This window comes from Zavarzinia sp. (assembly GCF_041650655.1).
Classification (GTDB): Bacteria; Pseudomonadota; Alphaproteobacteria; order Zavarziniales; family Zavarziniaceae; genus Zavarzinia.
Genome location: NZ_JBAZKR010000216.1, coordinates 1 through 3369, shown reverse-complemented (window position 1 = coordinate 3369; position 3369 = coordinate 1). Strand labels below are relative to the sequence as shown.

Annotated in this window: 6 protein-coding genes; 1 reads left to right on the top strand and 5 read right to left on the bottom strand. The window is 68.3% G+C overall.

Annotated elements, in window-relative coordinates:
- On the bottom strand, positions 1-334 hold a 334-nt coding region (locus WC493_RS22460), incomplete at its 3' end, for an EI24 domain-containing protein (protein ID WP_373068727.1).
- A gap of 76 nt (positions 335-410) precedes the next feature.
- Here WC493_RS22460 and WC493_RS22455 point away from each other — a divergent pair.
- The gene (locus tag WC493_RS22455) at positions 411-1403 is read left to right on the top strand and encodes an adenosine kinase (RefSeq protein WP_373068725.1); all 993 of its coding nucleotides are present in this window, start codon (positions 411-413) and stop codon (positions 1401-1403) included.
- Between the two features lie 3 nt (positions 1404-1406).
- Here WC493_RS22455 and WC493_RS22450 read toward each other — a convergent pair whose 3' ends face one another.
- From WC493_RS22450 to WC493_RS22435, 4 genes are all read right to left on the bottom strand, one after another.
- The gene (locus WC493_RS22450) at positions 1407-1772 is read right to left on the bottom strand and encodes a histidine triad nucleotide-binding protein (RefSeq protein WP_373068723.1); all 366 of its coding nucleotides are present in this window, start codon (positions 1770-1772) and stop codon (positions 1407-1409) included.
- A 5-nt stretch (positions 1773-1777) separates the two neighbouring features.
- Positions 1778-2104, bottom strand: coding sequence for a phosphoribosyl-ATP diphosphatase (locus WC493_RS22445; RefSeq protein ID WP_373068721.1), 327 nt, complete (start codon positions 2102-2104; stop codon positions 1778-1780).
- 11 nt (positions 2105-2115) lie between these two features.
- Complete coding sequence (gene hisF, locus WC493_RS22440; protein ID WP_373068719.1) at positions 2116-2874, bottom strand: imidazole glycerol phosphate synthase subunit HisF; 759 nt, start codon at positions 2872-2874, stop codon at positions 2116-2118.
- The coding region (locus WC493_RS22435; RefSeq protein ID WP_373068717.1) for a HisA/HisF-related TIM barrel protein at positions 2874-3369 on the bottom strand (496 nt) is incomplete at its 5' end. The genes WC493_RS22435 and hisF, both read right to left, overlap by 1 nt.

Sequence of the window (3369 nt, the reverse complement as noted above, 5' to 3'; positions counted from 1 at the left end):
CAAAGCCGATGTCGCGCCCGGGGGGATCGGCCGGATAATCCCGCGCGGCGACCCTGGCCGCCGCCTCGTCGAGGAACAGCGACTGGAGCGTCGTCATCATCACCGGGAACATGAAGGCGAGACCGATGCCGGTCAGGATGCCGCCCAGGATGCGCAGCGTCTCGTCCAGCCAGCCCCAGCCCGTGCTGGGCGCGAAGCCGAGACCCTGGTAGGCCCCGGCGACCAGCAGCAGGGTCAGCGCCAGGCCCACGAACAGCACCCGCCACAGGATCGCCCGCAGGGGCGGTGACAGGGCATCCTCCAATCCTTTCAGGAATGCGGGGATCAGCGACATGGGGTGAAATTTCCTCGGTTCTGGACGGGTGCGTCTCCATCCTTATACTGCGCCCGCGAGATTTTCGGGGATGAACATGACCACTGCCCGTTTCGATGTCCTTGGCATCGGCAATGCGATCGTCGACGTGCTGGCGCCGGCGGATGACGCTTTCATCGCCCGCGAAGGCCTGATCAAGGGTTCCATGGCGCTGATCGACGCGGCCCAGGCCGAGGCGCTCTACGGCCGCATGAACGCGGGGGTCGAGGCTTCGGGCGGCTCGGCCGCCAACACGATGGCGGGCATCGCCTCGCTGGGCGGCGCCGCCGCCTTCATCGGCCGGGTGCGGGACGATGGCCTCGGCAAGGTCTTCACCCATGATATCCGCGCCATCGGCGTCTCCTTCGAAACCGCGCCGGCGACGGAAGGACCCAATACCGCGCGCTGCCTCGTCATGGTGACGCCCGATGCCCAGCGCACCATGGCGACCTATCTCGGCGCCTGCGTCGGCCTCGGTCCCGACGATGTCGATCCCGCCCAGGTGGCGGATGCCGAAATCACCTATCTCGAAGGCTATCTGTGGGACCCGGAAAACGGCAAGGCCGCCTTCCGCAAGGCGATCAATGCCGCCCATGAGGCCGGGCGCCGGGTCGCCCTGTCGCTGTCCGACGCCTTCTGCGTCCACCGCTGGCGGGCCGAATTCCTCGAACTGGTCTCGGGTGGCGGGGTCGATATCCTCTTCGCCAACGAAGGCGAGATTTCCGCCCTGTTCGAGACCGGCGATTTCGACGCCGCCCTGCAGGCGACGCGAAGCCTCGGCATCACCGCCGCGCTCACCCGCTCGGAAAAGGGTTCGGTCATCGTCGGCGGCGACGAAGTGCATGTGATCGACGCGGCGGTGCCCGAGAAGCTGGTGGATTCGACCGGCGCCGGCGATCTCTATGCCGCCGGCTTCCTCCATGGCCTCACCCACGACCTCGGCCTTGCCCGTTCGGGCCGCCTCGGCTCGCTCTGCGCCGCCGAGGTGCTGGCCCATTACGGCCCGCGGCCGCAGGTCAGCCTCGTCGATTTCGTCGCCGGGAAATACTGACCCTCAGTCCCGCCGCAGCAGGAGGGGGCCCAGCGGACGGCCACCGGTGATGTGCACATGCAGGTGTGGCACCTCCTGGTGGCTGTTGGCCCCATGATTGGCCAGCAGGCGGTAGCCGTCGGCATCGACCCCGACCAGGCGGGCGACCTCGCCCACCGCGCGGACGAAGCCGGCGATTTCGGCATCCGTGGCCTTGGCCGAGAAATCGTCCCAAGAGACGTAAGAACCCTTGGGGATCACCAGGACATGCACCGGCGCCTGCGGGTGGATGTCGTGGAAAGCCAGGGCGTGCTCGGTCTCGTGCACCTTCTTGCAGGGGATCTCGCCGCGCAGGATGCGGGCGAAGATATTGCTCGGATCATAGGCCATCGGCACTAACCCTTCGGACGGCTGGCCTTTTCGGCGATCCCTGACAGGCCTTCGCGGGCTTCGAGTTCGGCCCAGACGTCGGCCGGGGTCAGGTCCCGTTCGGCCAGCAGGATGAACAGGTGGAAGATCAGGTCGGCGGCCTCGCCGACCAGTTCCGTCTCGCTGCCGGCAAGACCGGCGAGGGCGGCTTCCACGCCTTCCTCGCCCACCTTCTGGGCGATCTTGGCGCGGCCCTTGGCGAACAGGCGGGCGACATGGCTGTTGGCCGTATCGCCGCCCTTTCGCGACAGGATGACCTGGAACACCCGGTCGAGGATGGCGGGATCGCTCATGATCTTCCCCGTCACAGGCGCATGGGCACGCCCCGCGCGGCCATGTGTTCCTTGGCCTCGCGGATCGAGAAAGTGCCGAAATGGAAGATGGAGGCGGCGAGCACGGCCGAGGCATGACCCTCGAGAATGCCGTCCGCCAGATGGTCGAGGGTGCCGACCCCGCCCGAGGCGATGACGGGCACGGTGACGGCGTCCGATACCGCCCGCGTCAGGCCGATATCGAAGCCGGCCTTGGTGCCGTCCCGGTCCATCGAGGTCAGCAGGATTTCCCCGGCGCCGAGCGAGACCATGCGCTGCGCCCATTCGACCGCGTCGATCCCGGTATTGCGCCGGCCGCCATGGGTGTGGACATGCCACTTGCCGTGGCTGTCGCCCTTGGCGTCGATGGCGACGACGATCGACTGGCTGCCGACTTTTTCCGCCGCCTCGCGCACGAAATCGGGCCGGGCCACGGCGGCGGAATTGATCGAGACCTTGTCGGCGCCGGCCAGCAGCAATTGCCGGACGTCTTCCAGCGTGCGGACGCCGCCGCCGACGGTCAGCGGCATGAACACCTGTTCCGCCGTGTGGCGCACGACATCGAGCATGATCGCCCGGTCGTCGCTCGATGCGGTGATGTCGAGGAAGGTCAGCTCGTCGGCGCCGGCGGCGTCGTAAAGCCGCGCCTGTTCCACCGGATCGCCGGCATCGCGCAGGTCGACGAAATTGACGCCCTTGACCACGCGGCCGTTGTGGACGTCGAGACAGGGGATGACCCGGGCCTTCAACATCACGCCGCCCTTTTCGTGAGGGCCAGCGCCGCCGCCGGGTCCAGCCGCCCGTCGTAGAGCGCGCGGCCCGAAATGGCCCCGGCGATGGGCGTGCCCTTGACCGCCATCAGGGCCTCGATATCGGCAAGGCCGGCGAGCCCGCCCGAAGCGATGACCGGGATCGAGACCGCGTCGGCGAGGGCCGCCGTCGCCGGCACGTTGACGCCGGTCAGCAGCCCGTCGCGGGCGATATCGGTGAAGATGAGGGCGGAAACGCCCGCATCCTCGAAGCGCTTCGCGAGGTCGATCGCGGTGATCGAGGAGGTTTCGGCCCAGCCCTCGACCGCGACCATGCCGTCGCGGGCGTCGATACCCACCGCGACATGGCCAGGGAACAGCGTGCAGGCTTCGATGACGAGGGCGGGGTTGCGCAGGGCGACGGTGCCGAGGATGACCCGGGTCAAGCCGCGCTTCAGCCAGCCCTCGATCATCTCGAGGCTGCGGATGCCGCCGCCG